20 protein-coding genes are annotated in these 24,531 nt (G+C 71.8%); 9 read left to right on the plus strand and 11 right to left on the minus strand.

Annotated features, from left to right (window positions below):
• Nucleotides 1–88 precede the first annotated feature (88 nt).
• Nucleotides 89–883, plus strand: coding sequence for a sugar phosphate nucleotidyltransferase (locus VHA73_13210; protein ID HVX18983.1), 795 nt, complete (start codon nucleotides 89–91; stop codon nucleotides 881–883).
• Nucleotides 884–929: 46 nt separating this feature from the next.
• On the opposite strand, the gene VHA73_13215 is transcribed toward VHA73_13210, so the two are convergent.
• The 4 genes from VHA73_13215 to VHA73_13230 form a co-directional block, all read right to left on the minus strand.
• Nucleotides 930–1,682 carry a class I SAM-dependent methyltransferase gene (locus tag VHA73_13215; GenBank protein HVX18984.1) on the minus strand — a complete coding sequence of 251 codons (753 nt, stop codon included), beginning with the start codon at nucleotides 1,680–1,682 and terminating at the stop codon, nucleotides 930–932.
• A 93-nt stretch (nucleotides 1,683–1,775) separates the two neighbouring features.
• Nucleotides 1,776–2,462, minus strand: a complete 687-nt coding sequence (locus VHA73_13220; protein ID HVX18985.1) for a sugar transferase — start codon at nucleotides 2,460–2,462, stop codon at nucleotides 1,776–1,778.
• Nucleotides 2,463–2,506: 44 nt separating this feature from the next.
• The gene (locus VHA73_13225) at nucleotides 2,507–4,102 is read right to left on the minus strand and encodes a hypothetical protein (GenBank protein HVX18986.1); all 1,596 of its coding nucleotides are present in this window, start codon (nucleotides 4,100–4,102) and stop codon (nucleotides 2,507–2,509) included.
• The gene (locus tag VHA73_13230) at nucleotides 4,099–5,109 is read right to left on the minus strand and encodes a glycosyltransferase (GenBank protein HVX18987.1); all 1,011 of its coding nucleotides are present in this window, start codon (nucleotides 5,107–5,109) and stop codon (nucleotides 4,099–4,101) included. Before VHA73_13230 ends, VHA73_13225 begins: the two co-directional genes overlap by 4 nt.
• 70 nt (nucleotides 5,110–5,179) lie before the next feature.
• On the opposite strand from VHA73_13230, the gene VHA73_13235 reads away from it, so the two are divergent.
• Nucleotides 5,180–6,097, plus strand: a complete 918-nt coding sequence (locus VHA73_13235; GenBank protein ID HVX18988.1) for a glycosyltransferase — start codon at nucleotides 5,180–5,182, stop codon at nucleotides 6,095–6,097.
• A complete protein-coding gene (locus VHA73_13240; GenBank protein ID HVX18989.1) occupies nucleotides 6,094–7,215 on the plus strand; it encodes a glycosyltransferase family 4 protein in 1,122 nt (373 codons plus the stop codon). The genes VHA73_13235 and VHA73_13240 overlap by 4 nt, the downstream gene beginning before the upstream one ends.
• Here the strand turns inward: VHA73_13240 and VHA73_13245 are convergent.
• Both VHA73_13245 and VHA73_13250 read right to left on the minus strand, forming a co-directional pair.
• Nucleotides 7,188–8,393 (minus strand): glycosyltransferase family 4 protein, encoded by a 1,206-nt coding sequence (locus tag VHA73_13245; GenBank protein ID HVX18990.1) that lies wholly within the window; start codon nucleotides 8,391–8,393, stop codon nucleotides 7,188–7,190. The two genes, VHA73_13240 and VHA73_13245, sit on opposite strands and share 28 nt — an antisense overlap.
• The gene (locus tag VHA73_13250) at nucleotides 8,386–9,534 is read right to left on the minus strand and encodes a glycosyltransferase family 1 protein (protein HVX18991.1); all 1,149 of its coding nucleotides are present in this window, start codon (nucleotides 9,532–9,534) and stop codon (nucleotides 8,386–8,388) included. The genes VHA73_13245 and VHA73_13250 overlap by 8 nt, the downstream gene beginning before the upstream one ends.
• A 238-nt stretch (nucleotides 9,535–9,772) precedes the next feature.
• Between VHA73_13250 and VHA73_13255 the strand changes: the two genes are divergently transcribed.
• Entirely contained in the window at nucleotides 9,773–10,966 is a 1,194-nt protein-coding gene (locus VHA73_13255; GenBank protein ID HVX18992.1) for a glycosyltransferase family 4 protein, read from the plus strand.
• Nucleotides 10,963–12,096 carry a glycosyltransferase gene (locus VHA73_13260; GenBank protein HVX18993.1) on the plus strand — a complete coding sequence of 378 codons (1,134 nt, stop codon included), beginning with the start codon at nucleotides 10,963–10,965 and terminating at the stop codon, nucleotides 12,094–12,096. Before VHA73_13255 ends, VHA73_13260 begins: the two co-directional genes overlap by 4 nt.
• Here VHA73_13260 and VHA73_13265 read toward each other — a convergent pair.
• The 3 genes from VHA73_13265 to VHA73_13275 all read right to left on the minus strand — a co-directional run bounded on the left by VHA73_13265 (nucleotide 12,080) and on the right by VHA73_13275 (nucleotide 14,792).
• Nucleotides 12,080–12,682 carry an acyltransferase gene (locus VHA73_13265; GenBank protein ID HVX18994.1) on the minus strand — a complete coding sequence of 201 codons (603 nt, stop codon included), beginning with the start codon at nucleotides 12,680–12,682 and terminating at the stop codon, nucleotides 12,080–12,082. The genes VHA73_13260 and VHA73_13265 overlap by 17 nt on opposite strands.
• 167 nt (nucleotides 12,683–12,849) lie before the next feature.
• A complete protein-coding gene (locus tag VHA73_13270; protein HVX18995.1) occupies nucleotides 12,850–13,530 on the minus strand; it encodes an acyltransferase in 681 nt (226 codons plus the stop codon).
• A gap of 152 nt (nucleotides 13,531–13,682) precedes the next feature.
• Nucleotides 13,683–14,792, minus strand: a complete 1,110-nt coding sequence (locus VHA73_13275; GenBank protein ID HVX18996.1) for a glycosyltransferase family 4 protein — start codon at nucleotides 14,790–14,792, stop codon at nucleotides 13,683–13,685.
• 230 nt (nucleotides 14,793–15,022) lie between these two features.
• Between VHA73_13275 and VHA73_13280 the strand changes: the two genes are divergently transcribed.
• The 3 genes from VHA73_13280 to VHA73_13290 all read left to right on the plus strand — a co-directional run bounded on the left by VHA73_13280 (nucleotide 15,023) and on the right by VHA73_13290 (nucleotide 19,061).
• Nucleotides 15,023–16,915 carry a glycosyltransferase family 4 protein gene (locus VHA73_13280; GenBank protein HVX18997.1) on the plus strand — a complete coding sequence of 631 codons (1,893 nt, stop codon included), beginning with the start codon at nucleotides 15,023–15,025 and terminating at the stop codon, nucleotides 16,913–16,915.
• Between the two features lie 5 nt (nucleotides 16,916–16,920).
• A complete protein-coding gene (locus VHA73_13285) occupies nucleotides 16,921–17,766 on the plus strand; it encodes a hypothetical protein (GenBank protein ID HVX18998.1) in 846 nt (281 codons plus the stop codon).
• 71 nt (nucleotides 17,767–17,837) lie between these two features.
• Nucleotides 17,838–19,061 (plus strand): hypothetical protein, encoded by a 1,224-nt coding sequence (locus VHA73_13290; GenBank protein HVX18999.1) that lies wholly within the window; start codon nucleotides 17,838–17,840, stop codon nucleotides 19,059–19,061.
• A gap of 21 nt (nucleotides 19,062–19,082) precedes the next feature.
• Here the strand turns inward: VHA73_13290 and VHA73_13295 are convergent, their stop codons facing one another.
• Both VHA73_13295 and purL read right to left on the minus strand, forming a co-directional pair.
• Complete coding sequence (locus tag VHA73_13295; GenBank protein ID HVX19000.1) at nucleotides 19,083–20,123, minus strand: glycosyltransferase; 1,041 nt, start codon at nucleotides 20,121–20,123, stop codon at nucleotides 19,083–19,085.
• A 7-nt stretch (nucleotides 20,124–20,130) separates the two neighbouring features.
• Nucleotides 20,131–22,377: a phosphoribosylformylglycinamidine synthase subunit PurL gene (gene purL / locus VHA73_13300; protein ID HVX19001.1), complete on the minus strand. Its 2,247-nt coding sequence runs from the start codon at nucleotides 22,375–22,377 to the stop codon at nucleotides 20,131–20,133.
• Nucleotides 22,378–22,598: 221 nt separating this feature from the next.
• On the opposite strand from purL, the gene VHA73_13305 reads away from it, so the two are divergent.
• Nucleotides 22,599–24,530, plus strand: coding sequence for a hypothetical protein (locus tag VHA73_13305; GenBank protein ID HVX19002.1), 1,932 nt, complete (start codon nucleotides 22,599–22,601; stop codon nucleotides 24,528–24,530).
• The last annotated feature ends 1 nt before the right edge of the window (nucleotide 24,531 follow it).

Raw genomic sequence — 24,531 nt, forward strand, 5'->3', positions numbered from 1 at the left:
GGGGCGGTAGGACGCTACCAGAGGGGGTTCCGCGCCCAGCCGGGGAGGAGACGCGCGGGCGGGCCGTGATGCTACGGTCCTGCGCGCCATGGCGGACGAGATCCCCACCATCATCTTGTGCGGCGGGCGCGGCACCCGGATCAGCGAGGTCAACCCGCTGCTGCCCAAGCCGCTGCTGACGATCGGCGAACGGCCGATCCTGTGGCACATCATGAAGCTGTACTCCGCCCATGGCTTCCACGACTTCGTGCTCGCCCTCGGCTGGCTCGGCGAGGAGATCCGCCGCTTCTTCTTGCACTACCAGGCGCTCACCGCCGACTTCCGGATCGACCTGACCCGCCCGCAGGAACTCGACTTCCTCGGCGACGGGCCGGCCGAGCCGTGGACGGTGAGCTGCATCGACACCGGGCGTGACTCGCTCACCAGCACCCGGGTTCGGGTTGCCGCGGCGCACACGGGCGACGGTCCGGTGTTCGTCACGTACGGCGACGGCGTCGGCGACATCGACGTCGCGGCGCTGCTCGACCACCACCGCCGCTGCGGCCGGCTCGCCACCGTCACGGCCGTGCGCCCGCCGGGGCGGTTCGGCGAGCTGATCCTCGACGGCGACCGTGTGGTGGAGTTCGCGGAGAAGCCCCAGACCAGCGCCAGCTCGATCAGCGGCGGCTTCTTCGTGTTCGAGCGCGAAGCGATCGATCGCTACTTGACCCGCGACGACGACGTGATGCTCGAACGGGAGCCGCTGAACAACCTGGTGGCCGACGGCGAGCTGACCGTGTACCGCCACGACGGCTTCTGGCAGCCGATGGACACGCCGCGCGAACGCGACCTGCTCAACGAGCTGTGGCTGGAAGGCCGGGCTCCCTGGAAGGTGTGGCCGTAGCACTCGGACTGGGGGGTTGGTGGAAGTCGCGGGACGCAACGAACGGTCAGCCCTCGGCCTGCGCCCAGATCCAGGCGAACAGCGTCCCCTCACCTTTGGTACCGGCGGGCCGCAGCCCGGCCGCCTCGCACGCCGATCGCATGAACTCGACGGTGGCGGTCGTCCCGAGGAACGGTGCCTCGGCCTGACGGGCCACGTGCGCGTCGAGCGCCCAACGCTTGGGCACGAGCGGCAGCTTCGACAGCGCCCGGCGGCGGCGCCACTTGGCGACGCGCTTGGCGTACTCGTCGGCCGGGATGTTGTTCCACTGCGCGGCGATCACCCCGCCGGGTCGTAGCACCCGCCCCGCCTCCCGCAGGTAGCCGGCGAGGTGGTCGGTGGTGGGCTGGTGCTGGAACACCGTGAACGTCAACAAGAAATCGACGGAACCGTCGGCGAGGTTCGAAAGGGTGGTGCCGTCGCCGAGCTCGAAATGCACTTTGGGGTTGTCGACCAGATCGGTGGCCCGCTCCACCATCGACGGCGCGATGTCGATGCCGGTGACCTCGTCGAAGTGGTCGGCCAGCGCCAGGCAGATCCGCCCGAGGCCAGACCCGATCTCGACGGCGTGCCCGTGGCCGGTGGGCTGCACCGGCGCGGAGACCAGCGCCTGGTCGACGATGTCGCGCCCCGTCTCGAAGAACTGCTCCATGTCGGGGTCGTCGTAGCTGAGGGAGGTGTCGACGTAGTACGCGGGGTTCTCTCGGCCCCGGTCGTCCCAGAAGCGTCGGACATCGTCAACGGCTCGTCGGGCCGGCATGGTGGTTCGTTCCTCGGTTGTGCGGTGGACAGGTACGTGTCGTGTGCGGTGACCGGTGGTCCGGCGGGATCGGCAGGTCGGGGTGACCTGGGTTCAGCGCCGTCCGGAATCGACGCCGGTGACGTCGCCCGAGCCGATGGAAGCAGCCACCGAGACCACCGGGCCGACGCGACGCTCCGGGCGCTCCTCGACGTGGTCGATCCAGGTGGGGAGGCGGTCGACCGACACCGGCTTGGCCAGCCCGAGGGCGATGAACACCGTGCGGAACAAGATCCACAGGTCGAACCGCATCGAGCGGTGCTCGATGTAGAGCAAGTCGAGCTTCGTGCCTTGCGAGATCAGCTCCGAGGCGAGGTCGCTGACCTGCCACAGCCCGGTGCAGCCGGGGCGGACCGACACGCGGGCTTCGGCCACGCCGGGTTGCATCGACTCATGCAGGTGGCGCATCTCGGGTCGGGGGCCCACCAGGCTCATCGTGCCGAGCACAGCCAGGTAGATCTGCGGGAGCTCGTCGAGGTGCACGCGGCGCATCGCCCTCATGGGGGCGGGGATCGGCACATCGGCGAGGCCGTGCTTGTCGATGTAGCGGGGCGTGGCCACGGGCAGCGTGCGGATCTTCACGATGCGGAACGACCGGCCACCCAAACCGACACGCTGTTGCACGAAGAACGGCCAAGAGCGGAGGCATACGGCGGACACGAGCGCACCAGCGGCCACGAAGGGGAGCGCGACGACGCCCAAGAGTGCGCCCGCCAGTAGGTCAAAGGTTCGTTTTGCCATCCTCCGCCCCTCACATCCCAGCGTCGTCAGGGAACTGCGGCCGTTCACGGCACCCTGCTTGCCCTGCGGAGAAATTCGACGCCATCGCCCGGGTTTCCTCCCGCCAGGGCGACGAGATCTGTCGACCCGTCAGATCGATTGGTCGAGTCAGGAGCATAGGCCCGCGTCCCGACGGCCACCGTGCCGAGCGCGATCAGGATCCACGCGAAGGACCCGGAGTTGATGTCGGTCCAGGCGTTGTGGGTCAGCCCTACCACCAAGCCCCCGATCAACATCAACATCGCCCCGCCGGGCTCGGGCCCATCGTTCCCGCTGCGGTTGTGGCGGCGGGCCTCGACGAGGGCGCTGACGACCAGGGCGATGAACAGGCCCATCACGAGCCATCCGCCCTGCATGCCGATGCCGAGCACGGCGTTGCCGGAGACCAGCAGGCGGACGGTCGAGCTGCGCCGCAAGATGGCCCCGTCGGACCCGATCCCCTGTCCGATCGGGTGGCCGCCCACTTCACCCAAGCTCGTCGTGAGCTCGTTGGTGTGGCCCTTGTTCGAGATGCTGTTCTGGCTGCCGGTCAACCGGCTGGTGAGCGCGCCCGGCACGAACGCGAGCAGCGCGACGAGCGCGATCGCCACGAACCGCACCCGCGCCGCCTCCGAAAAGCCCCGCACGGCGAGCACGGCCCATGCGCCGACGATGCCGAGGGCGATGATGTCGATGCGCGTGCCGGACAGCACGACCCCGGCGCCGCACAGCCCGAGCACCGCACCGTCGCGCCAGGTGAGCTTGCGGGTCATGCCCGCGATGCCGATGCAGGCGCCCGCGAGCATCAGGTCGGCAAACGAGAACGGTGCCAGCACGAAAGACGTTCCACGGAAGTTGCCGACGCGGAACCAGGCCAGCGCGTCACTCAAGGCGGTACCCGTGAGACCGGCGACTTGCGTGTAGTAGGTGGGAAGGCCGGCGGTCTGGGTGAGGAACCGGGTGAAACCGCCGCGATCGAGCCGCTGCCAGATGCCGCCCAACGCCAATGCGACGGCAACCCCGGTGGCGAAGCGCCAGATCGCGGATCGTTGCTCGGCGTCCGGCTTCAGCCAACGCACCCCCACGAACAGCAACACGATCAGGCCGAGGCTGCGCAGGCCGATCACGCGGGCGTTGAGGTGCAGGCCAGGCGCCAACAGCGGGGTGATGGCGAACCAGAAGAGCAGGGCCCAGAGATAGGCGAGAGCGATCCGTTCGATGGTGGGGAGAGTGCGCGCTGCACGGTCCCGGCGTGCCTTCCAGCCGGCCAGGAAGATCGCGATGGCGATCAGGTCCTTCACCAGCGCGCCGCCGCGGACCACGCCGTGGGGCAGCCCGAACTTGTACAGGAACGACAGGCACAGCACGCCGAACGGGATCCAGAACAGCATGAACATGATGGCGCCGACCGGTCGCCGGTACGCGAGGTAACCGACCAGCAGCCCGATCAGCAGGCCGAGCACCAAGTCGGGCCCGAAGCCCGCGAAGGCACCGAACACCTCGACGACGATCAGCACGAGCGGAACGACGATCTCGTACCAGCGGGGCCGTCGCGGCCTCGGGATGGTGAACCGGGCCCGACGCCCGATGGGTCGGCGACGTCGCCGCATCGCGAGCGTCACAGGACCAGCTTGCGGTAGCGGCGCGACCCTTCGGCGAGCGCCACGACCTCGCCCATGTCGATGGCGAGCGCGTGGGGCAGGTACCGCACCCGCCCGGCCTTGTCCGCGACGATCGGGTCACGCCGGACGCGGTACTGCGCGTACGGCGCGTTCGCGGCGGCTGCGACGGCGAGGCCCACGATCGGTCGACCTCGCAACGCCAGGCCGGCGCCGGTTGCGAGACCAACCGTGGCCGCGATGGCGCGTGGGTGCGACGGCTTCCAGAACCACCGGCTACCGATCAACTCGTGCAGCTCGGGGTGGCGGGCGAGTGCCCCGACCACGCCGCGCCAGCGCCAGGTGTCCTTGAGCGCGGCGCGGAAGCTCGACGGGCGCACGTCGTGCTCGACGACGGCCTCGGCGCAGAACGCGAACGATGCCCCCTGGTCAAGACAGCGCAGTGCCAAGTCGGTGTCCTCACCGGCGGGCTGGTCGAACGCCTCGTCGAAGCCGTCGACTTTCTCGAGCCAGGTGCGCCGGTAGCCCATGTTGCAGGTCTGGAAGGTCCCCGACGGCTCCCGGACCTCCAACGTGCGACTGAAGACACCCGAGTTCTGGAGCTGGTCCGGGGCCGGGATCGTGGTGCCCTGCACGAAATCGTGGTCGTCGAGCGCGGCGAGCAGCGTGGCCACCCAGTCGGTGTGCGGCACGCAGTCGTCGTCGGTGAACAACACCCGGCTGGCCGGGCTCGCGCGCCAGCCGCGGTTGCGGGCCGGGGCCGGTCCCGCGCGGCGTTCCTGGCGGAACCACTGCAACGGCAGCGACGACGCGCGGGCCAGCTCGGCCAGCACCGACGGGGTGTCGTCGGACGAGCAGTCGTCGACGATCACCACCTCGAACGCCGGCGCGCCCACCTGCGCCTCGAGGCCGCGGACCAAGCGCGGGAGCAGCTCGGCCCGGTTGTGAGTGGCCGCGACCACCAAGACGTCGGGCGCGGTGCCCCGGGTCGTCTGCAGGTCGGCGCTCATCGTGTGGCGGTCCTCATGTGGCGGAATCGGCGTGGAGAGTGACGTGGAGCGCGGTTGGTAGCCTGCCGCCGTGTCCGACCGTGGGGAGACGATCACCGCGGTGATGCCGGTCCACGACGCTGCCTCCCTGGTTGGCGACGCGGTTGCCGCGTTCCTGCCGGCGCTGGAGTCTACGGGAGGCCGGCTGCTCGTGGTCGACGATGCCAGCAGCGACGGAACCGGCGACCTCGCGGCAGCCGCCGGCGCCGAGGTCCTCCGGCTCGACACCGCCAGCGGCCCGTACGTCGCCCGCAACGCCGGCTGGCGCCACGCGGCGGCGGACTTGCTGGTGTTCGTCGACGTCCGCTGCCGCCCCACGCCCACCTGGCCCGGCTCGCTCTTCGCCGCTTTCGACGACCCCGACGTGGCGCTCGCAGCCGGCGACGTGCGGGTCCGCACGGGCCCCACGGTCGCCGCCCGCGCCGCCGCCGAGCTCCAGCCCTTGTCGTCGTCACACGGCAAGCAGCACGCGTTCCTGCCGTACGCGCCCACCTGCCACCTGGCCGCCCGGCGCTCCGTGCTCGAGCACCTCGACGGCTTCCGGCCGGTTCGGGGCGGGGGCGACGTCGACCTCTGCTGGCGGGCGCAGCTCGAAGGCTGCGGCCGCCTCGAGTTCGTCGACGACGCCGTGTTGGAGTGGGTACCTCGCGAGCGTTTGCGCGACTTGTTGAGCCAGTTCCGCCGCTATGGCGCCAACCAGGCCCGCCTCGACCGCGAGTTCGCGCCGTTCGGGCGCGACGCGCCGGCGGCGCCGCACCCGGCGCGCGTCGCCATCCACGAGCTGCGCATGCTCGGCCGGACCCGGCCGCCCCAGGTCGACCCCGTGTCCCACGATGACGCCGCCCGCCCCGGCTGGGCCGAGCGAGCGGTGGCCGGCGCCGCGCGGGTGGCCATGGCAGCGGGCACCCATCGCGGCGCCACCGAGACCGCTGGACCGACGCCGCCATGACCCAGCCCAACTTGCGCGTCCTGCACGTCGGCGAGTTCTTGCAGGGCGGCATCGCGAGCTACCTGGACGAGCTGTTGCCCGCACAGGTCTGCGAGTTGGGGGCCGAACAGGTGGCGCTCGTGTGCCCCGGGGACCACGTCGCCTACTTGGAACGTCAGACTGGCTATCAGATCCGGCCCTACCGACGCGACGGTCGCGACCCGAGGTCGCTGGCGCGGCTCACCGTTGAGTTCCGACGTGCGCTACGCGAGTTCCGCCCAACCGTGGTGCACCTGCACAGCACGTTCGCCGGCGCGATCTGCCGCCCGATCCTCGCCGCCATCGCTCGCCGGCGGCGGCCCGCCGTCGTCTATTGCGCCCACGGGTGGGGCTTCCTCCGGGAAGTGAGCCCGGCCGCGCTGCGGGCCAACGAGTGGGTCGAACGCGCCCTCGCCCGCCCGACCGACGCGATCGTGTCGATCAGCGAGACCGAGCATCGGGCCGCGCTGGCCCACCATCTCCCTGCGACCCGCTGTCTGGCGATCCGCCACGGCATCAGCGACCCGACCGTCCCCGGAGCGGCGCCGACCGCTGCGCACGTGGACGCAGGCGCGCCCATCCGGTTGCTGTTCGTCGGTCGCCATGACCCCCAAAAGGGTCTCGATCTGCTCCTGGAGGCGATGGCGCTGCTCGAACCCGGGATCGCCGAGCTGACGGTGGCCGGCGAAGCCGCACTGCGGCCCGGCCGGTCGAGCGAGGTGGCCGCGCAGGGCGTGACGTGGTTGGGCTGGGTGCCGCACCACGAGCTCCACGTCCTGGTGCGCGCACACGACGCGCTCGTGGTGCCGTCACGTTGGGAGGGCTTCGGATTGGTGGCCCTGGAGGCGATGCGCGCCGGTCGGGCCGTGGTCGCCAGTGACCGGGGGAGCTTGCCCGAGATCGTCGATGACGGACGAACGGGCGTCCTGGTCAGGCCGCTCTCACCCGAGCGCCTCGCGGCCACGCTCGGCGCGTTGACGCGACCCCAGCTGGAGTCCATGGGCGCAGCCGGCCGGCGGCGCTACGAGGACGAGTTCACCGCCGAGCGGATGAACCGCCAGACGCTCGACCTCTATCGGTCGGTGAGCACCCGCCCGTAAGCCGCCAGCAGGCCCGACGCGAACGCAGACCACGGGTCGGTGGCGCGGAGCCGGGCCGTGGCCGCCTCCCCCAGACGTTCCGCGAGCCCCGGCTCCGACAACACCCGTATGAGCGCGCCGGCCAGCGCAGCGGCATCGTCGACGGGGACGAGCTCGCCGGTGACCCCCGGCTCGATCGCCGCCACCAGCCCCCCGGTGCGCGAAGCCACGACCGCGCGGCCCATGGCCATGGCTTCGAGCACCGACAGGCCTTGCGATTCGAGCCGCGACGGCTGGACGTAGACCCGCGCCGACCGCACGTACGGCAACACGTCGTCGACGTGGTCGACCAGCTCGACCGCATCGACCAGGCCGAGGTCGCCGATCAGGGCTCGCATCTCGTCGGCGTACTCCGACCAGCCAGCCTGCTCCCCGCCCACCAAGACGAGGTGCGCGTCAGCAACCGCTTCCCGGACGGCGGGCATGGCGCGCAACAGCACGTCGACCCCCTTGTCCGGGTGCAGACGCGCCACCGACACCACGCGGTGGTCGGAGGGAACGGGCACGGGCGGATCGTCGGGCTCGGGTGGCGGGCCGGCCACGACCACCACCCGTTCGGGGTGCCGCAGGCCCGCGTACTCGCCGACGAGCGCCGCGCTCGGTGCCATCACCAGGTCGGCGGCCCACTCGCCGATGGTCGTGAGCCGTGGATAGGGCTGGAGCGAGTGGAGCTGCCAGACCACCTTCGCTCGGGCGAGCTTGGCCGGCACCAGCGCGAGCAGCAGCCCACGGTGCTCGTTGACGTGCACCACGGCGGGCCGCAGCTTCCGGAGCGCCCGGGCGAGGCGCAGCCAGTACCAGGGCATGGCGAGGGCGCCGAACAGGGCGCCGAGTCCCGACGCCGACACCTTTCCGTAGCGGCCCAGCGAGCCAGGCGGTGTCACCACCTCGGTGGCCACCCCCGACGCGGTGAGCTTGTCGACCAGTGGACCTTCAGCCGTGGTCACCACCCGCACGTCGTGACCCGTGCGCTCCAACACGCCGGCCTGCAGCTGCATGGCACGGTGGCTGCCGGCATACAGATGCGGATACGCCTCGAAGAACACGACCCGCGCCGGGTCGCCGGCATCGTCGATCGGCGAGGCAGGAACCGCCGTCGGGTCAGACGACGTCAGGTCGGACGCGGTCGGATCAGACACGGCCGACCACGGTCCGGTACGCGTCGACGACCTGGTCGACGTGGCGGTCCCACGTGAACGTCGCCGCCCGCTCCCGACCTGCCTCCCGCAACTTCGTCATGGTCGGCACGTCGTCGATTCGGGCGAGCGCGGCGGCCCACGCGTCGGGGGTGGCGCTGTCGATGACCAGTGCCGCGTCGCCCACGGTCTCCGGAAGCGCCCCGGTCCCCGCGACCATCGCGGGGACTCCGGCGGCCATGGCTTCCAACGGTGTGAAACCGAAGCCCTCGTCAGACGAGGGGTGGACCAGGGCTTGTGCGCCCTGCAGCAACGCCACGAGCGGTCGGTCGTCGACATACCCGGCGAGGTGCACGCGGCCGGCGACACCGAGGCGCTCGGCGGCGCCTCGGACCTGCTCACACGCGCCGCCGTCGGGGCCGGCGAAGACCAGCTCGAGGTCCTCCGGGCAGCCAGGCTGGGCGAGCGCCTCGACCGAAAGGACGGGGTTCTTGCGCGCCGCGACCGCTCCGAGCTGCACCACGTACCGACCGCGAACGCCGACCCCTTCGCGGGCCGCCGCGACAGCCGAGGCGTCGGCTGGCTCGACGAACCGTCCGGCGATCCCCATGGGCACGGCGCGCACCCGGGCGGGATCGAAGCCAGCCCGTTCGCAGAGCTGGCCGCGGGTGTGCTCGGAGTTCGTCAGGGTGAGCGGCGAACGCGCCTTCGCCGCGGCCAAGCAGGCCGCGAAGCCTCGGCGCTCCAGCGAGCCGTACCACTCGGGGTTGGTGATCGGCAGCAGGTCGTGGAACGTGTACACGACCGGCGCGGCGGACCGGACCGGAAACGACGGGTACGTGGCATGCACGAGATCGGCAGGCCCCGACCCCCACTCGACCCGCGGCCACGGCGACAGCAGCCAGCCGGCGTGCACCGCCGCGCGGGGAACGGCCAGGCGGTGCAACGGCACATCGGCGGGGAGCCACGACGGCCGGTCCACCTCGTCACCGCGGCACGACCCGACGCGCACGTCGAGCTCGCCGCGGTGCGCCGACGCGAGACCCGCGATCAGCTCGCGCGCGTACCGCCCGACGCCGGTCTGCCCCGCGACCCCGCCGAGGCGATGGACCCAGATCAACACCCGGGCACGGGATCGCGTCACGTCGCCATCCTCTTCCCGGCTCGCAGGGCGCTTGGTAGTCACGTGAGTCGCAAGTCTGCTGGCACCTCGGCGGGTCGGCGCGCCGCTCGCTGCGTTGGTCTCCTCGCCAGGGGGCCTACCCTGCCTGCGTCACCCGTCGTGCGGGCGGCGCCGAGCCCTCGCCGAGGCTACCAACGAACCCACGACGCACGTCACCCGCACAGGGGCTCGACGGACCAGCCCCGAACACCCACCGGCGATGTCCGGAGGACCTTTGCCCGACCAGCAACCCGCCGCTGTCCACTGGGTCACCGAGGAACGACCCGCGGCCGCGGGCGGCGGTGGCGCGATCCGCCAGGCGGGTTTGTTGCGGGCGCTGCTCGCCGACCACGAAGTCCACTTGCTGACCACGGCCGGCCCACCGGACGCCGACTTGGCCGGCGCGCTCGCGAGCATCACCGAAGTGCCCGGCCGAACGACACCTTCAGCACTCGACAAGGCCCGGTGGGTGGCCCTCGGGCTCGCCGGGCGCGGTACCCCCGAGCTCGCCGCCGCCGCCGAGGTGCGCGACCGGTTGGCCGCCCACTTGCGAGAAGTGCCGGCCGGTTCGATCGTGGTGCTGAACCACCCCGCCCTCGCACCGCTCGTCGAGCTCCGCGCCGACGTGCGCTGGGTGCTCGAGCTCCAGTACGAGCCCGCCACCCAGCTCATCCAAGAAGCGCCGTGGTCGAACGGTGCACGCCGGCTGCGCCTCCAGCGCTACGCGGCCGCCACGCGACGGGCCGAAGTGCGGCTGTTCCCGCGGGCCCACCGGGTGGTGCTGCCGAGCGACGAGGACGCCGCGCCGGTACGCGCGGTGGTGCCCGACGCCCGTGTGCTGATCGTGCCGAACGCGCTGGACCCGGCCCGCTACACCCCCACACCGATCCCCGCCCGGCCGCTGGTCGTGCTCCCCGGAACGCTCGACTTCCCGCCCAACGTCGACGGCGCGCAATGGCTCGTGACCGACGTGTGGCCGCTCGTCCGCCAAGCGGTGCCCGGCGCCGAGCTCGCGCTCGTGGGACGGTCGCCCACCGCGGCCATCCGGGCGCTCGACGGCTCCGACGGCGTCGCGGTGCACGCCGACGTGCCCGACATGGGCGTCTGGTTCGGCCAGGCGCGCGTGATCGCGGTGCCGCTGCGGTTCGGTACCGGTACGCGGCTCAAGGCGCTCGAAGCGATGGCGCTGCGCCGGCCGTTGGTGGGCACACCGATCGGCCTGGCCGGCCTCGACCTCACCGACGGCGTGCAGGCGCTCGTCGCCGACGAGCCGGCCGCGTTCGCCGCTGCCTTGGCACGCACCCTTGTCGAGGACATGGGGGCGATGGTCCGAGCGGCCGCCGCGCTGCTGCACGAACGCTTCACCTGGGACCACGTCGGCCGGCGCTTCGTCGAGGGGATCACCGCGCCGTGAGCAGGGCACGCCGGTCGGGCCGCCAGGTGCTCCACCTCTTGCACACGTGGGGGGTGCCGTCGCACACGTTCATCCGCGAGGGCATCGCCGCGGTGCCCGGCTACCGGCCGGTCGTGGTCTGCGAGGAGGTCGAGGCGGCCCCGCCGACGGGCGGCCCGTCGCGACGCAGCACGCTGGCCTTGCCGGTGCGCTCGATCGGGTGGGCGCAGCGGCTCCCCTCGGGGATCGCCGGCAAGGCGCGCATCGCCGCCACGGCCATCGCGGCCCGGCGCAGCGCGCTGGTCCACGCCCACTTCGGTCACGAGCTGGTGCTGGCCGACCGGGTCGCCCGGCTGACGCGCCGCCCGTGGATCGCGTCGCTGCACGGCCACGACGCCCTGGTCGAGCTGCCCGCGCCCAGCGGCGCCCCCGGGCGTGAGGCGCTGCGGCGGGCCGATGCCATCACCGTGCCCTCGGAATTCCTCGCGGAGCACGTGCTGGCGCTGGGCGTTGCGCCAGACCGCGTCGTGGTGGCGCCGTCGGGCGTCGACGTGGCCGCGCTGCCGTTCCGTGCCCGCCATCGCGGACCCGACGAGCCCACCGAAGTGCTGTTCATCGGCCGCTTCGTCGACAAGAAGGGGGTGCTCGACGCGGCCGCCGCCGTCGTGGCCGCAGACCGACGGTCGCCGCTGCGGGCCAGGTTCGTCGGCGGCGGGCCGTTGGACCCCGAACTGCGAACCCTGCTCGGCCCCCTCGGCGATCGGGCGCAGGTGGTCGACGGCACCGACCGAGGTGTCGTGCTCGACGCGCTCACGCACGCCCACGTGGTGCTCAGCCCGAGCCGCACGGCCCCCGACGGCGACGCCGACACGCTGCTGATGGTGAACCTCGAGGCGCAAGCGTGCGGCATCCCGGTGGTGACCACCCGCCACGGTGGCATCCCATCGGCGGTCGATCCGGCCGCGGCCGTGCTGGTTCCCGAGGGCGACACGGCGGCGCTGGCCCGCGCGCTCGCCGAGGTGGCGGCCAACCCGTCGCGGTGGGAAGCCATGGGCGCGGCAGGCCGCCGGTTCGTCGAGACGGGCTTCACGGTCGAGGTCGCCGGCCACCGGACGGCCGCGCTCTACGACCGGATCAGCAGCGGTTCGTGATGTCGTCGTCGAAGCGCGGGTCCTGACCCGGCTCGAGCGACGCGTCGACACCCAGCTGCTTGAGCTGCCGGGCCGGGATGCCACCGACGAGGCTCCACGGCTCGACGTCCTTCGTCACGACGCTGTTGCCAGCCACGAACGACTGGTCGCCGACGGTCACACCACTGGCGATCACCGCTTTGGTGCCGACCCAGACGTTGCTCCCGATCGTGACCGGCGCCGAGCCCACTGCGTGGTGCACGGGGACGCCCACTGGCGTGCGCAAGTGCATGCTGTCGACGATCGACGAGTACTCGCCGATGATCGTGTCGGCGCCGATGGTGATCCGCTCCGCGCAGTGGACGTACAGGCCCACGCTGAGCACCACGCGGTCGCCCACCACCAAGTCGCCGTCGAGGTTCAAGATCACGCCTTGGCGCAAGTCGGCGTGCCGCCCGACGTGCAGCGACCCACCACGCAAGTTGAGGCGCGCTTGTCGCCCCACGCGGGTGCCTTCGCCGATCGACACGACGGTGGTGCTGCCAGGACGGAACCCGATGCTGGGCCAGCCCTCGAACACGACCGACGGATGGATGTCGAGATCCACTGCTGCATCGTCCACACCCGCCCGAAATCTGATCCACGATTCGACGGCGCGGCGAGACAAGCCGCGCGCCGGTCCGCGGATCCGGGAGGCTGCGGCCCCAGCCCGCTCCCAAATCGTCATCGAACCCCTCCGGTTTCCAGCGATGCTGCCACATCCGGAGGGTTGCGTCAGGACTCGATGAGCTCCTGGGCGGTGCTGCCCTGCCCGACTTCGTTCTCGTCGTCGGACACTTCGAGCTGCTTGAGCGGCCGCGCCGGCACTCCACCGACGAGCGTCCACGGGGCCACGTCGCGGGTCACGACACTGTTGCCGGCGACGAACGACTGGTCGCCGACGGTGATCCCGCTCGTCAGCGTGACCTTGGTGCCGACCCAGATGTTGCGACCCAGGATCAGCGGCGCCGACTTCACGGCGTGGCGCACCCCCTCGGTGGGTGGCGTGCGCAGGTGCATGCTGTCGACCAACGTCGAGTACTCGCCGATGATCGTGTCGTCACCGATCGTGATCTGCTCCGAGCAGTGCAAGTAGATCCCGGCGCTGATGAGGCACCGCGAGCCGATGTCGATGGCGCCGCCGACCGTGAAGATGCAGCCCTGGCGGACGTCGGTGAAGTCGGCGATGTGCAAGCTGCCGCCACGGAAGTTCAACCGGACGTTGCGCTCGAAGCGGGTCGAAGGGCCGATCACGAGCCGGCTGTGGGTCCCGGGCTCGACTGCCACGCTCGGCAGGGCCTCGAAGATGGCGGTGGGGTGGATGTCGACGTCGACGGTGGCCCCTTCGAGGCCGGCGCGGAACTGGATCCACGCCTGCGCGCTGCGCCGACTCAGCGAGCGCGCCGGGCCACGCATGCGCCGGGCCCGTTCCCCAAGTCGCTCCCAACTCGCCATCGCGTGAGTGGTTCGCCGCGACGGGCGCCGTTCCCTCGCGCGCCGGCCACCACTCACGTTGCGTGTTCTGTCGGGGTCGCCTCCGGGCCGGCCCACCAGAACGGGCGACGGCACTACCGCGCAGCGTGGTCGCCGCCGACCGCTGGCTGGTCGCGTTCGGTCCCCGCGTACAAGCCTTCGAGGATCGGTGCGATCGCCTGGTCCCAGTCGTACTCGAGCGCCACCGCACGGCAACGCGCCGCGGTCTCGGGGTCGGCCGCCAAGTCGAGCCCGGTGGCGAGCGCGGCGGCCAGGTCGTCGGCGGTCATCTCACGACACGCCGCCCCGATGCCGGGTTGCACCAGGGCCGGAGGCGCGCCGTCGTTCCCGACGACGATCGGGGTGCCGGCAGCGAGCGACTCGAGCAGCACGAGGCCGAACGAGTCGGTGGTGGTGGGCAGGCACGTCGACCATGCGGTGGCGTAACGGGCGGATTGGCCATCCGCGTCGCCGAGGCCCAGCACGTCGGTCCGCTCGCGGGCCGCTGCCGGCGCCGCCGCCAGCAGCGGGCTCGGATCGCCGGGACCGCTGAGCTGCAGGCGAACGTCGGGTCGCTCACCGGCGAGGAGCGCCACCGCGTCGAGCAGCAGCGGCACGTGCTTTTCGGGCCGGTCGATCGCGCCGGAGAACAAGATGGTCGGCGCGTCGGACCGGGGCAGCGGTTGGAACTCGCCGGTCGCAACCCCACCGGGGACGATGGCTCCCTCGCGGTGCCAGTCCCGTCGCAGCAAACCGCGCGAGAACTCCGACATGCAGGCGTAGACGTCGACGCCCGCGATGACCCGCTGCCGGGCGCGCCCGTCCTTGCGTTGGCGGACCTTGTCGCCGAACGGGTTGCCCATCTCGTCGTACAGCGTGCGGTGGTGGCGGACCCGGCTGGCCGCCATGGCCGCGCAGCAGTCGTGCGGCATCATCGAGTGGACGGCGTCGTAGCGGTGCAGCACCAGGTCGGGCAGCACCCGCCAGCCGAACCACCGTTCGTGGCGGAACGGGTCGTCGAACTGGCGCCGGTACGTGACCGTCAGCACCCCGCCTTCGGTGACCCGCCCGGCCGACGAGCCCGACGTGAAGACCGTGACGTCGTGGCCGCGGTCGGCCAGGGCGCGGGAGGTCTCGACGATGATGCGCTCGGCCCCCCTGCGCACTTCCGGCCACGAGTACGGGTGGGTGATGGCGATGCGCACCGGCGGCAATCTAGTGGTGTGCCTGGTAGGTGCCGAGGTGGTCATGGCGAGCCGTTCGGTGCCGCCGGCAAGGATCGCACGACGAAGGCGCAGCCGTAGCCGCGGTGAGGAGGAGGACGCCACCCGCGGTGCCGAGGGCCGCCGGGGCGAGTCTGCCAACTGCCAGAACGCACCACCAGGGCCTGGAGTCCCGAGGCCGTATCGGCAGCGCCGTAACCTACGGGCCTTCCATGCGCGTCCTGGCGATCACCAACTGGTATCCGCCGCACCACTTCGGCGGCTACGAGCTGTCGTGCTTCGACGTCATGGTGCGCTTCGTCGATCGGGGCCACGACGTACAGGTGCTGTGCAGCGACGAGCGGGTGCCCGGCGCCGCGACTCCCGGCCCGTTCGAGGCGCGGGTGCACCGTGACTTGCGCTTGTACCACCGTGACGGCGAGCTGTTCCGGCCGAGCCGTCGAGAACGGCTCGCGATCGAGCGCCACAACCAGGCCGCGCTGCGTGCCGTGCTCGACGAGTTCGAACCCGACGTGGTGTCGGCATGGCACTTCGGCGCGCTGTCGCTCGGGCTGCTCACCACGTTGGCCGAGCGCGCCATCCCCATCACGTACTGCGTGTGCGACGACTGGCTCGTGTACGGCACGAAGCTCGACGCGTGGGCCGACCTCTTCACCGGCTCGCCGTGGCGCCGTACCGCGGGCCGGGCTCTGCGACCGCTGCTCGGCGTTCCCACCGCCGTCCCTGACCTCGGTCCGACCGGTGTCGCGCTGTTCGTGAGCGACCAGGTCCGCTCCCGGGCGATCGGCGCCGCGCCGTGGCGCTTCGACCGCCAGACGATCGTGTACAGCGGCATCGAGGCCGGCGAGTTCGCTCCTGCCAGCGATATCGCGGACGCACCGCCAGGGCTCGCAGGTCCATGGCGAGGTCGGCTGATCTGCACGGGGCGCTTCGATCCCCGCAAAGGGCAGGCAACGCTGCTCGAAGCGCTCCCGCAGCTGCCCGGCACGACGGCCACGCTGCTCGGGCGCGGGGGCGACGAGGAGCGCGCCCGGCTCGAGCGTCTGGCCGCCGACTTGGGAGTGGCCGACCGCGCGGTGTTCGGCGCTGTCGACCGCGAGGAGCTGGCCGCGGCCTACCGCCAGGCCGACGCGATGGTGTTCCCGAGCACGTGGCCCGAACCGTTCGGCCTGACACCGCTCGAAGCCATGGCGTGTGGCATCCCGGTGCTGGCCACCGGCGTCGGCGGATCGGCCGAGTTCCTGGTCGACAGCGAGAACTGCCTGTGGTTCGAGCCCGGCGACCCGGCCGCGCTCGCCCGCGCCGTGCAGCGGCTGGCGAGCGACGAGGCGCTCCGCGCCCGGCTCATCGCGCAGGGCCTGCGGACCGCCGCCGACCTCACCACGGATCATCTCGCCGACGCGATGGAGCCTTGGCACACCTGGGCCGCCGGCCGCTTCGACGGGCCGGCACCCGCCGACCGTCGACTCGTCGTGCAGCCAGCTACCGGGCTCGTGCTGTCCGCAACGATCGACGGATCGACGCTCCACCTCGAGGGCGTCGAGCGGTCCCACCGGGGCGACGCACGCGCCGCGCGGGCCGGCCGGACCGATCCGGCGCAGGCCACCGACCAGCGGCCCCCTTCGAGCAGCACCCGGCTGCTGGCCGACCCGTCCCGGCTCCCGCTCCGCCTGGCGGGGCTGCGGCCAGTCACCCGCGTAGCGGTCGACGCACGCCACCTCGACCCCACCTCCCTCGACGCCTTGCTGACCGGGCTGGCCGCGGTCTGCGGCCCCGAAACCGACGTGCGCGTGCGCATCCCGTCGGCCACCAACATCCGCGCCAACCGGGTCCGGGCGCGGCGCTGGTGGCACGGCGACCACCGTCCCGTCGACTTGCCCGCCGGTACCCGATCACCCCAGGAGCTGGGTGCGTGGGAGCCCCCCGGCTGGGTGCGCGAGCACGTCGAGCACCTGCCGTTCGGGCCCACCAGGACCGGCCGAACCGCAACCGCGATCACCCGGCTGCTCGGCCGCGAACGGTGGTGGCCGGGCGTGGAGGTGCGGTTACGGCGTACCGTGCCAGGCGTCCCCGGGCAGGAGTCAGCATGCGAGACGGCCAACTAGGCCATGTGCCACTGAAAGCAGACATCGACGGGTCGCGCGCGGCTGCGCAGAAACGGCTCGACGACCACGGATTCTGGTACCACACCATCGACCTCGCGCCGGGCGTGACCACGCCGGGCTGGTTCGACTTGCGCCATGCGCTCGACGTGATGCCGTTCCCCGACGTCGCGGGCAAGCGTTGCCTCGACATCGGCACGTTCGACGGCTTCTACGCGTTCGAGATGGAGCGGCGTGGCGCAGCCGAGGTCGTGGCGATCGACGTCGAGGACCACGAGCTGTGGGACTGGCCCGCCGACGCCCGCGCCGGCGGCCCCGAAGCGGTCCGCGACCCGGGCATGTCAGGCCCGCCCAAAGGTGCCGGCTTCCGCCTGATCGCCGAGATGATCGACTCGAAGGTCGACTGGCGGGCCTGCAACATCTACGACGTCAACCCCGAGAGGCTCGGCGAGTTCGACGTCGTCATCCTCGGCACGCTGCTGTTGCACTTGCGGGACCCGGTGGGTGCGCTCGAAGCGGTCCGTTCGGTCTGCAAGGGCGAGCTGATGTCGTGTGAGCAGATCGAGTTCTGGACCACGGTCGTGGGTCGCGGCAAGCCGCTGTTCAAGCTGCGCGGCACCGGCCGCACCTGCCAGTGGTGGATCTACAACAGCGCCGGCCACGCGCAGATGCTGTACTCGGCCGGCTTCGAGGTCGTCGAGAAGTCGCCGTTCTTCCAGAACCGCTTCAACGTGCACCCGCACACCCCGCGCACACCCCGGAACCTGCCGGGCCTGATCGGCCGCCGGCTGATCACCAAAGACTCCCACGACGGCGTGTTCCACCGAGCGCTGCTGACCCGCCCGAGGCTGTGACTGCGGCGGTGAGGCGCATCGGGCGGCGCCACTCCGCACGAGCCCAGGTGGGGCTCGCGAGCATCGGTGTGATGGTCATGGCCGTCGTGTCGGCCACCGTCGCCACGGGGGCGAGCACCGCCGCCACCGCGACCGGCGCGACCCGCGCAGCATCTACGGCGGCTTCTGCGGCAACGGTCGCCCCCGACCCCGGCGGCGCCAACAGCGGCTTCACGGCGCCCACCAGCCTGGCGGGCAAGCGGTTCGGCTTCACCTCGCACCTCGCCGAGTGGACGAGCGGCTCCGGCGTGACCGCCGTGCAGGAGACGAACCTGATCGCCAACGCCGGCGGCACGGTGCAGCGCTACGCCTTCAGCTGGCGCTGGCTGCAACCCAAGGCCGGCGGCAAGGTGATCTTCCCGGCGTGGGCCGACCTGACGTACCGATCGATCACCTCGCGGGGGATGACCCCGATCATCACGTTCCTCGACGCCCCCACCTGGGCCACCCGGTTCGCGTCGTGCGGGTTGCTCGACCTGACCTGCATCCTCGCCCGTGCGATGCCCCAGAAGGCACCGGCGGGCTGGGCCGTGGGCGCGTTCGCCAAGGTCGTCGCAGCCGTCGCCGCCCGCTACCCGCTGGCCGTGATCGAGCCGTGGAACGAGCCCAACGAGAGCGCGTTCTGGCACGACGGCTGGCCCGGCGGCATCGCCACCTTGAACCCGGGCCGCATGGCGCAGATGCAGTGCGCGGTGTACGACCGCGTGAAGGCGCTGGCCGGCCCCGAACGCATCGTGCTGTCGCCCGGCGTCGGGGTCGGCTTGGCCAGCAACGCCAACACCATGGGTTACGCCGACTACATGTCGCAGATGTACAAAGCGATGGGACGGGTGTGCTGGGACCACCTCGACGTGCACATCTACAACAACGGCGACTACGCGGGACCCGGCACCATGCTCGCCGCGCAGATGCAGACCATCCGCCAGACGAGCGCGCTGTTCGGCGACCCGTCCAGCATCTGGGTGAGCGAGACGGGCATGAGCACCAGCGGGTGCGGTCGCCCCGGCGGATGCGCCACCGAGCAGCAGCAGACGCAGTGGCAGGTGGCCGGCGTCTACAAGCTCCTCACGATGCCCGACGTCGACGTGGTGCTGGTGCACAACCTGCGCGACGCGCCCAGCCCGGCCGAGCAGCTCATCACGAACATCAGCTACGGCTACGGCATGCTCCGCGCCGGTCGCGGCCCGACTCCCGCGCCCAAACCGGCCTACTGCTGGTACGTGCAGTTCGAGCACCACAAGTACCAGGGCTGCTGACCGGCCCCGGCCGAACCGTGTCTACAGCAGGAGGCGCCGGGCGCGGGCCGAACCGGTGACGAGCGCCGCGCCCTGCACCGTGTCGAGCAGGAGTTGCGCCGGCAGGCCAGTGAACCGTTCGGGGATCGGGATCGGCGCGTAGCGCATGGTGCGCCAGAAGCGATGCAGCACCCACCACCCGAATGCCAGGCCGATCAGGCCGCCCCGGCGGGTGGCCAGCGACGCCAGCGCCACGTACATCGGCACGCGGGATCGATGGCTGAACAGCACGCCGTGGCGGATCAGCCCAGATTCGGCCAGCTCAGGCACCTCACGCACCAGCGCGGGGAAGGCGGCCATCTGCCATGACCGCGACAGCCAGTCGTGGAGATCGGGCGGGAACACGTGGTGGCGCACCTCGGCCTCCGGCACGTAGCGAACCGTGCCGCGCCGAGCCACTTTCCAGCCGAGGAGAGTGTCCTCGCCGAAGCCGAGGCCTTTGGCACGGTCGCCGGCCCGGAACCGCCACCGGCTGACGGCTTGGTGGTCGAACCCGCCGACTGCGTCGAACACCTCGCGCCGCAGCACCAGGTTGGCGGTGGGGAACAAACCGCCGTCCTTCTCGCTGACGCTGCGCTCGAGCGGCGCCACCACGCGGGTCGGCACGGTGGGTCCGTGCGCCAACTCGGCGCCGTCGTCGATGGCGGCCACCGCAGCCGACAGCCACGTGGGCGACGGCTCGCAGTCGCTGTCGGTGAACGCCAGGATCGATCCCCCCGCTTCGCCCACGCCGCGCACGCGGGCGGCGACCGCGCCCGCCGGTTCCTGGCGGATCAGCCGCACCGGGCGCCCGCGGATCACCGTCGAGGCGGCCAGGTCGGGGCAGCCGTCCGTCGAACCGTCGTCGACCACGACCACCTCGAAGTCGTCGTAGACCTGCTGGTCGAGCGCGGCGAACAGCTTGGCGAGCAGGTCGACCCGGTTTCGCACCGGCACGATCACCGACACGCGCACCGGCCCCCGCGTCACCGTCCCACCCGGCGGCGGATCCGTCGCCTGCAGCGTGTCGCCCACGTCGCTCACCTCGCCCTCAGTCCTGCGTCGTCCCGGCCCCGAAGGCCGCCGGGAGCCGGCCGGCCCACGCATCCGTCACCTGCGCCAGGGATGCGTCGACGAGCGCGGTGCCGTCCGCCGCCGTGACGGACACCCGGTCGCCGCCCGTGGAACCGAGGAACGTGGCCGGCACGTCGAGGTCGAGGTGGCGCTGATGCACTTCCTTGATGGCCTCGGTCGTGAGGCACAGCACGACCCGTGACGGCCCTTCGTGCAGCAGGTGCGCGGCCGACGGCACGCCTTCGACCGTGAGGCCGACGCCCGACCGGGCGGCCATCTCGGCGAGCGCCAGACCCAGCCCGCCGCTCGACACGTCGTGCACGCCGCTGACCAAGCCGTCGGCCACCACGCCGCGCACCAAGTTGGCCAACCGGGTGTGTGCGGCGAGGTCGAGCGCCGCAAGAGTGCCGCCGCGCTGCCCGCCACGCCAAGCCCACTGCGAGCCGGCAAGCGAGGGCAGGTCGCCAGCGGTGTCCCGCCACGATTCGCCGAGCAGCACCAGCCGCTGCCCTTCGACCAAGCGCACGCCCGGCGGCCGGCGTTCGAGCTGGCCGACCATCCCGAGCATGCCGATGACCGGCGTGGGGTCGATGTCGGAGCCGTTCGACTCGTTGTACAGGCTGACGTTGCCGCCGATGACCGGCAGACCGAGGGCCCGGCACGCGTCGCCCATGCCGTCGACGGCCTCCGACAGCTGCCACATGACCTCGGGGTGCTCAGGGTTGCCGAAGTTGAGGCAGTTGACGACGGCCAGCGGTCGCGCGCCGACACACGCCAGGTTGAGCACCGACTCGGCCACCGCCATGGCCGTGCCTCGGCGGGGATCGAGGGCGCACCAGCGGTGGTTGCCGTCGGTCGTCATGGCGAGGCCACGGCCGGTGTCGGCGCCGGTGCGGGGGTCCTTGAGGCGCAGGACCACGGCGTCGCCGCCGGGGGCCTCGACCGTGTTGAGGAACAGCTGGTGGTCGTACTGGCGGAACACCCAGCTCGGGTCGACGAGCAGGTCGAGCAAGCCCGATGTGAGGTCGCCCGACGGCACCGCCGGCTCGTCGGCCAGGCGCGCCGCTCGGTCGGCCGGCTCCGCCCGGGGTCGGTCGTACTTGGGCGCCGCGTCGTGCAGCGAAGCGGCGGGCACGTCGGCCAGCACCGGCCCGTCGAAGCCCTCGACGATCCGCAGGGCGCCACCCTCGGTGACCCGGCCCACCACCGTCGCCCGCACTTCCCACTTGGCGCACAAGGCGAGCACCTGATCGAGATCGTCGGGCGACACGATGGCCAGCATCCGCTCCTGCGACTCACTGGTCATCACCTCGAACGGCTCCATGCCCGGTTCGCGGCGGGGCACGGCCGACACGTCGAAGTCCATCCCGACGCCGCCGCGACTCGCGGTCTCCGAGGCCGCACACGTGAGCCCGGCACCGCCGAGGTCCTGGATGCCGACCACGAGCTTGCTCTCGAGCAGCTCGAGGCACGCCTCGATCAGCCGCTTCTCCTCGAACGGGTCGCCCACTTGGACCGACGGCCGCTTGGCCTCGTCGCCTTCGCTGAAACCCGCCGACGCAAGCACCGACACGCCGCCGATGCCGTCGCGGCCGGTGGTCGAGCCGAGCAGGACCGCCAAGTTGCCGACACCGGACGCCTGCCCGAGCACCAGCCGATCGGCCGGGAGCGTGCCCAGGCACAGCACGTTGACGAGCGGGTTCCCGCGGTACGTCTCGTCGAACACGAGCTCGCCGCCGACGGTCGGGACGCCGACCGAGTTGCCGTAGCCGGAGATGCCCGACACGACCCCTTCGGCCACCCACCGGCTGCGAGCATCGTCGAGCGGCCCGAACCGCAGCGGGTCCATCAGCGCGATCGGCCGGGCGCCCATCGTGAAGATGTCGCGCAAGATGCCACCCGCGCCGGTGGCCGCGCCCTGGTACGGCTCGATGTACGAGGGGTGGTTGTGGCTCTCGATGCGGATGGCGGCCGCGATCCCGTCGCCCACATCCATCACCCCAGCGTTCTCGCCGGGCCCCACCAGTACGCCCTCACCTTCGGTGGGCAGCCGGGCGAGGTGCAGCCGCGACGACTTGTACGAGCAGTGCTCCGACCACATCACCGCGTACATCGCGAGCTCGAGGTGGTTGGGCTCTCGGCCGAGGATGCGGGCGATGTCGGCCGCCTCCTCGTCGGTCAGCCCGAGGGCGCGATGAACCGGCTCAGCAGGTGCGACAGCCACGTCCCCAAGCTACAGCGGCCCGGGAAGGTCGCCGTCGTGGTGCAGAGGTGGGCGGCGTCGCGCTCAAGGTGGCGCACCCACTGCCGATTGACGGGCGCAGGCCACGCCGCCCCGACACCGCTTGCACCCGCCCGACTACGGTCAGCGCCAGAGTTGAAGGGGAGGCGGGCCGCCACCACGTATCCGACCAGATGTCCACCACCCAAGGAGGCGGGCGGCCCGTGACTCACCTCCTCTCGAGCCACCAAGGCTCCGACCCGGCCGGCGACTCGACCACCGTTCGCCTCACCAAGCGGCTCGCCGGATGTCGCTCCCGTCGCCGGACCTCGCTGCTGGTAGCCGTGTTGCTCGCAGTGCTGCTGGCCGGTGTCGTGCCGGGCGGGACGCTCGCCAGGCTGCAGCCCGCCGCCGCCAGCTCCGCCCGCAACCCGGGCCCCAACTCCACCACCACGACCTCGACGCCGGGTGCCGCCACCAGCCTGTCCATCGCCGTCACGCCCGGCACCGACATCGCGCGGGCGACCTGGACCCGGCCGACCGGCGTGACCTCGACCACGGATGTCACCAGGCTCTACCTGGTCGACGTCACCGTGCCCAGCGCGTGGACCATCGCCCAGCAGGCCACGTGCTACGTGCGCGACGTGTGCGACCAGGCCGTCAACTTGCGGGGTCTCGTCAGCGGCCGCACCTACATGCTGGCGGTGCAAGGCGTGAACGGCGTCGGCGCCGGCCCGCTGGCGTGGAGCAACCCCTTCTCGACCTCTCCTTCGTGCCCGGTCGACGTCTGCGTCACGGTCGACGCCACCACCGCCGCGACCTCGGCCAGCAAGGCGCCGACCAACAAGGCCACCGGCATGCTCGGCAACTTCATGGTGCCGGCCGACGTCAGCCTGCTGGACGACCTCCACCCCACGTGGTGGCGGCTCACCACGTTCGGCTTGCCCGACAGCGCCCACCCGCCCGCGTACCAGGCGTTCGACAAGGCCCGCAACCGCGGCGCCACGATCATCGAGAATCTGTCGGCTGACTGGTGGCAGCAGGTCCGTGACGCCAACGGCGGCAAGATGCCCAAGCCTTCGGCCGACTGGGCCGCGTGGGACAGCTTCGTCACCGCCAAGGTGCGCCAGTCGATCGCCGACGGCCGCAACCCCGACTACTGGGATGTCTGGAACGAGCCCGAAGGTGGCACCAACGTCATCGGCGGCGGGTTCACCACCAGCGAACAGCTCGCCCTGTACGCGCGGACGTGGAAGGACATCCGGTCGGTCGACCCCCACGCCAAGGTCGCCTATGCCGCGTCGACCCAGTTCGCCGCCCGCTCCAACCCGACGACCAACGTGCTCGGTCTGCTCGATCTGATCGACTACGTGAAGGCCAAGCACCTCACGCTCGACGCCTACACGTACCACGACGGCACGCCGGTCCTGTACGACTCGATGAGCCCCTTCGCCGACGAGATCATCGACCGGGTGGGCGCCGCACGGAAGTGGCTCGACGCCGCCCACATGACCAGCACCAAGATCGTGATCGACGAGTTCATCCCGCCGGCCACGTACGGGATCCCGGCTGCCAACCTCGCGTACCTCTCGGCCATCGAGCGCTCGTCGGCCGACGGCGCGGCTCGCGCCTGCTGGGACCGGACCTGGCCGCTCAGCGCGGGCACGAGCACCACCGCGTCGGGCTGCCTGCTCGGCCAGCTCGACAACCTCACCGACCTCGACGGCAACTTCCCGCTGGCGGCGTGGTGGGTGCAAGAGGCGTACGCCGACCTGTCGGGTCAGCTCGCCCCCGCCACGTCCACCTCGTCGTGGGTGCAGTCCCTGGCCGCCGTCCGACCGGACGGCACGACCACGGTGCTGCTCGGCCGGTACGCCACCTGCACCGCCGACATCTGGAGCCTCGTCAACCCGGCCTGCCCGTCGACGAAGGTCTCCTGGCTACCCGCCACCGTGCAGGTGAAGGTGAAGGCGCCGTCGGCGGGACGCTGGACCGTGTCGGTGGACGGAATCCCGAACGTGATCAGCGCGGTGACCTCGCTGGTCCAGTCGCTGGCGCCGAACACGGCCACCACCGACTCGAACGGTGACCTGACCGTGACGGTCCCGATCGCCGACGGTGCCGTCCAGCAGATCACGCTGACCCCCGCCAGCTGAC

This window comes from Acidimicrobiales bacterium, assembly GCA_035547835.1.
Taxonomy (GTDB): domain Bacteria; phylum Actinomycetota; class Acidimicrobiia; order Acidimicrobiales; family Iamiaceae; genus DASZTW01.